General features: G+C 63.0%; 4 protein-coding genes and 1 pseudogene. 3 read left to right on the forward strand and 2 right to left on the reverse strand.

The window, feature by feature from the left end; genetic code table 11:
• Positions 1-37: 37 nt before the first annotated feature.
• On the forward strand, positions 38-337 hold the full coding sequence (rpmB, locus tag VGG47_RS03860; protein ID WP_331535624.1) for a 50S ribosomal protein L28: 300 nt from the start codon (positions 38-40) through the stop codon (positions 335-337).
• A gap of 105 nt (positions 338-442) precedes the next feature.
• Positions 443-865: an alternative ribosome rescue aminoacyl-tRNA hydrolase ArfB gene (gene arfB / locus VGG47_RS03865; protein ID WP_331535626.1), complete on the forward strand. Its 423-nt coding sequence runs from the start codon at positions 443-445 to the stop codon at positions 863-865.
• A gap of 153 nt (positions 866-1,018) precedes the next feature.
• Here arfB and VGG47_RS03870 read toward each other — a convergent pair whose 3' ends face one another.
• Complete coding sequence (locus tag VGG47_RS03870) at positions 1,019-2,134, reverse strand: transporter (RefSeq protein WP_331535628.1); 1,116 nt, start codon at positions 2,132-2,134, stop codon at positions 1,019-1,021.
• Positions 2,135-2,371: 237 nt separating this feature from the next.
• Here VGG47_RS03870 and VGG47_RS03875 point away from each other — a divergent pair, with 237 nt between their 5' ends.
• Positions 2,372-3,271 (forward strand): cation diffusion facilitator family transporter, encoded by a 900-nt coding sequence (locus VGG47_RS03875; RefSeq protein WP_331535630.1) that lies wholly within the window; start codon positions 2,372-2,374, stop codon positions 3,269-3,271.
• A gap of 156 nt (positions 3,272-3,427) precedes the next feature.
• Here VGG47_RS03875 and VGG47_RS03880 read toward each other — a convergent pair.
• Positions 3,428-3,992 (reverse strand): annotated as a pseudogene (locus VGG47_RS03880) (translational GTPase TypA); the annotation flags it as partial.

Consider the following 3,992-nt stretch of genomic DNA (forward strand, 5'->3'; position numbering starts at 1 on the left):
CCGCTTTGCGTTTATTGCGTCGTTTGAGGATAGAGCTATGGCCCGCCGTTGTGACCTGACCGGAAAGACCGTGCAAGCTGGCAATAATGTCAGCCATGCGAACAACAAGACCCGCCGGCGGTTCCTGCCGAACCTGCAGGAAACCTCGCTGCTTTCCGACGTGCTCGGCAATGTGCGCATGCGCTTGTCGACCCGCGCGATCCGCACGATCGAGCATAATGGCGGCCTGGATGCGTTCCTGCTCAGCCAGAATAACAGCAAGCTGACCGTCGAGGGCCTGGCCCTGAAGCGCCGCCTGGAGCGCGCGAAGGCGAAGAAGGAAGCTGCAGCAGCCTAAGGCTGCCACTGGCCAGATGGGGCCGGTGTTGCTGGTGATTTCGGAGAGCCGGTGCCCTGCACCGGCTTTTTCGCGTTATGATGGTGGTTCACCGGGGAGGGGCGCATGCTGATCCAGGTTACCCCGCGACTCGGCCTTGATGAGGCGGATCTCTCCGAAACGTTCATCGCTGCCTCGGGGCCGGGCGGACAGAACGTTAACAAGGTCGCGACCGCGGTGCAGCTGCGCTTCGACCTGGGGAATTGCACGACACTGCCGGAGTCGGTGAAGGCGCGGCTGCGCACGCTGGCAGGCAGGCGGCTGACGCAGGAGGGCGTGATCGTGATCACCGCCAACCGCTTCCGTACCCAGCTCCAGAACCGCGAGGATGCGCGCGAGCGGCTGTTCGAGATGATCCGCGCCGCCGCCATCGCCCCGGTCTACCGCAAGCCGACTCGGCCGACGAAAGCCTCGAAAACCAGGCGGCTGGACGCCAAAAACCACCGCGGCGAGATTAAGCGCCTGCGCCGCACCGGGCCGGATGCATAAAGAGAAGAAGACTACTTTTTGTGAACAAAAAGTAGCAAAAAAACTTTGCTATGCTGGGGCCATGGGCGTTGTCGGCGACACAGCCTCAGGCCCAGCATAGAAGAAGTTTTTGCGCCGCTTTTTTTAAAAAGCGGCTGCTTTCTTTGCCCTTGGTCAGAAGAACTTCGCCAGGCGCAGCAGCACCGCGCGCTGCAGCGGACCGCCGCGATTGGCGACGTCGTATTCGCCGACCAGCGCCACGTTCAGGGTCGGCGTGACAAAGCTGCTGGCGACCAGGCGCAGCTGCGTTTCGTTGGTGCTCGTGTCGTCGGAGGTGAAGCCGGGATTCACCTTCGCGCCGTTGCGCAGAACGTAATATTGCTTGCCGCCGAAGCTCTGGAAGAGACCAGGCGCGATGACCGCGTCGGTGGCGGGATAGAATTCATAGGGCAGATAGACCCGCATCTCCTCCGAGGGTTCCTCATGGAAGCTCGCCGGCTGCGATTCCTCAGGGGACACCGGATTACTCCCCGGGATCGCCGGGTTGATGAAATCATGAGCGAGGGCATAGCTCGGCGGGAGGCTGTCGGCAAAGACGGCGGGGGAGATGGCGGCCGAATCATTGTTCGGGCTGAACAGATAGGCTTCGCCCCACAGTTCGATCGTGAGGTTGCGCGTGGTCGGTGTGCCGATCAGCGTTTTGCGGAAGCCCACTTCCATCTCGTAGGTCCAGGTGTTCTGTGCCGGGTTCAGATAGTAATCCTTGTTGAAGCTGCTGATCGGCGGCGCAATCCAGGGGTGGAGCACCAGGTAGGTGCCGGTGGCGGGATCGTTGATGGGGAAGGTGAAGATACCAATATTCGGCTGGGCGAAGCCGCCTTGTGTCGAGAGGGAGGCATAGGCAGGGCCGATGGGCGGCAGCAAGCCAGGGGCGGCGCTGGGGAGGTTGCCGACGCCGGCGTGCTGGCTACCGAGGTAGCTGAAATATTCTTCGAACACATCCACGCCGGAGAGCAGCCCGCCGACATCGAAGGTGCGGATATAGCGGGCGACCGCGACATCGGTGGAAAGATGCGTATCCTGGCCGTTGGTGCCGTTATTCGGGCTGCCGACAGCCCCGGCATCGGTGAATTCATTGTAGAAAAGGCCGATATTGACGTTGACCGGCGGGGCGATGGCATCGCCGGGAATAGGATCGGAGGCATAGGCGGCGGTCGCGCCGAGGCTCAATCCGAGAGAGAGCAATGAGGTGAGCAGATGGGGCCGGATTGTTCTTGCTCTTTTTGACATCGGCGAAACGTTCCTTACTTCTTGTTGTTGCGAGACATTTCTGGTCTCCCGCTTGGGCGCTATCACAATCGCTCCTCACGCAACTGTCAATTGCCTTTCCGTAAGCGTTATAAAGTTTTCTGAAAGGAACGGGGAACGCTATGCCACTTCTTCCCAAAAGCGGCTGCTTTCTTAGGGCTAAAGAAGCGGGGTGAATGAATTGTTGCGCTGCGGGGGAACGCCTTGTTAGCAGGGGGCATGAAACCGGTTTTCAGATTCGGCGCGGCCAGCATCGCCGTCGGCGTGGTCGTGCTGTTGCTCAAATTCCTCGCGGCCAGGGTCAGCGGCAGCACCGCCCTGTTCTCCGATGCGCTCGAAGCTCTGGTCAATGTCGCCGCCTCGAGTCTGGCGCTGTACGCGCTGATCGTCGGCGCCAAGCCGGCCGACCGCGAGCATCATTACGGCCACGCCAAGGTGGAGTTGCTGAGCGCGGTGGCGACCGGGGCGATGATCCTGATCGCCGCGGTGCTGATTTTTCAGCGCGCCCTAGGCGAAGTGTTCCACCCGGCGCCGCTGGCGCCGTGGCGGCATGGGCTGGGCGCGGGGCTGGCCTGGAATTTTCTCGCCGGGCTGGTGAACGCCGCCTGGGGCGTCGTGCTGATGAAAGTGAGCCGGGCCTATCGCTCGCCGGCGCTCGGCGCCGATGCGCGGCATCTGTTCAGCGACGCGCTGACCACCGCCGGCATCGTCGTCGCCCTGGCCGGGGCGGCGCTGCTGCGGCTGCCGGTCTTCGACCCGCTGATCGCCCTCTGCATCGCGCTGAACATCGCGGTGATGGGCGGCCTAACCCTGCTGCGCTCGCTGAGCGGACTGCTCGACGAGGCGCCCCCGCCGGCGATGACCGCGCGCATCCAGGAACTGGTGCGTCAGCACGCCAAAGGCGCGCTGCAGGCGCATGACCTGCGGGTCCGCCAAGCCGGTCCTGCGAGCTTTCTGGAGTTCCATCTCGTGGTGCCGGGGGAAATGTCAGTGGCGGCGGCGCACGACATCTGCGACCGGATCGAGGCGGCGCTGAAGCAGGAAATGGAGGGGGTGGTGATCACCATCCATGTCGAGCCGGAAGCGAAGGCGAAAAGCCTGGGCGCGCTGGTGCCGTAGGAAGTGAAGAAAGGAAGGCTACTTTTTGTGAACAAAAAGTAGCAAAAAAACTTTGCTCCGCTGGGCCATGGGCGTTGTCGGTGACAACGCCTCAGGCCCAGCGGAGCAAAAAGTTTTTGCGCCGCTTTTTTTAAAAAGCGGCCACTTTCTTACTGATTACGCGGCGTCGCCGGAGGAGCGCTCGGCGCGCTTACGGGCGTTCGGGTCGAGGTGCTTCTTGCGCAGGCGCACGGCGGAGGGGGTGACTTCCACCAGCTCGTCATCCTCGACATAGGCGATTGCCTGTTCCAGCGACATCCTGCGAGGCGGCACCAGCAGCAGCGCCTCGTCCTTGCCGGCGGCGCGGATGTTGGTGAGCTTCTTTTCGCGCACCGGGTTCACGTCCAGGTCATTCTCCCGGCTGTGCTCGCCGAGGATCATGCCGACATAGACCTTCTCGCCGGGATTGACGAACAGCGCGCCGCGGTCCTGCAGGGAGAACAGCGAGTACTGCACGGCCTCGCCATCCTCGGAGGAGATCAGAGCGCCGTTGCGGCGGCCTTCGATCGCGCCCTTCCAAGGGCCGTAGCCGGCGAACAGACGGTTCATCACGCCGGTGCCGCGGGTGTCGGTGAGGAACTCGCCGTGATAGCCGATCAGGCCGCGGGCGGGGATGCGGAAGGTCAGGCGCTGCTTGCCGCCGCCGGAGGGGCGCAGGTCGGTCATCTCGCCCTTGCGGCGG

The sequence above is a fragment of the Acidocella sp. genome (assembly GCF_036489515.1).
Taxonomy (GTDB): Bacteria; Pseudomonadota; Alphaproteobacteria; order Acetobacterales; family Acetobacteraceae; genus Acidocella.

Coding starts and splice junctions, on each gene's coding strand:
- rpmB (WP_331535624.1), top strand. CDS start 38: ATGGCCCGCCGTTGTGACCTGACCGGAAAGACCGTGCAAGCTGGCAAT.
- arfB (WP_331535626.1), top strand. CDS start 443: ATGCTGATCCAGGTTACCCCGCGACTCGGCCTTGATGAGGCGGATCTC.
- VGG47_RS03870 (WP_331535628.1), bottom strand. CDS start 2,134: ATGTCAAAAAGAGCAAGAACAATCCGGCCCCATCTGCTCACCTCATTG.
- VGG47_RS03875 (WP_331535630.1), top strand. CDS start 2,372: ATGAAACCGGTTTTCAGATTCGGCGCGGCCAGCATCGCCGTCGGCGTG.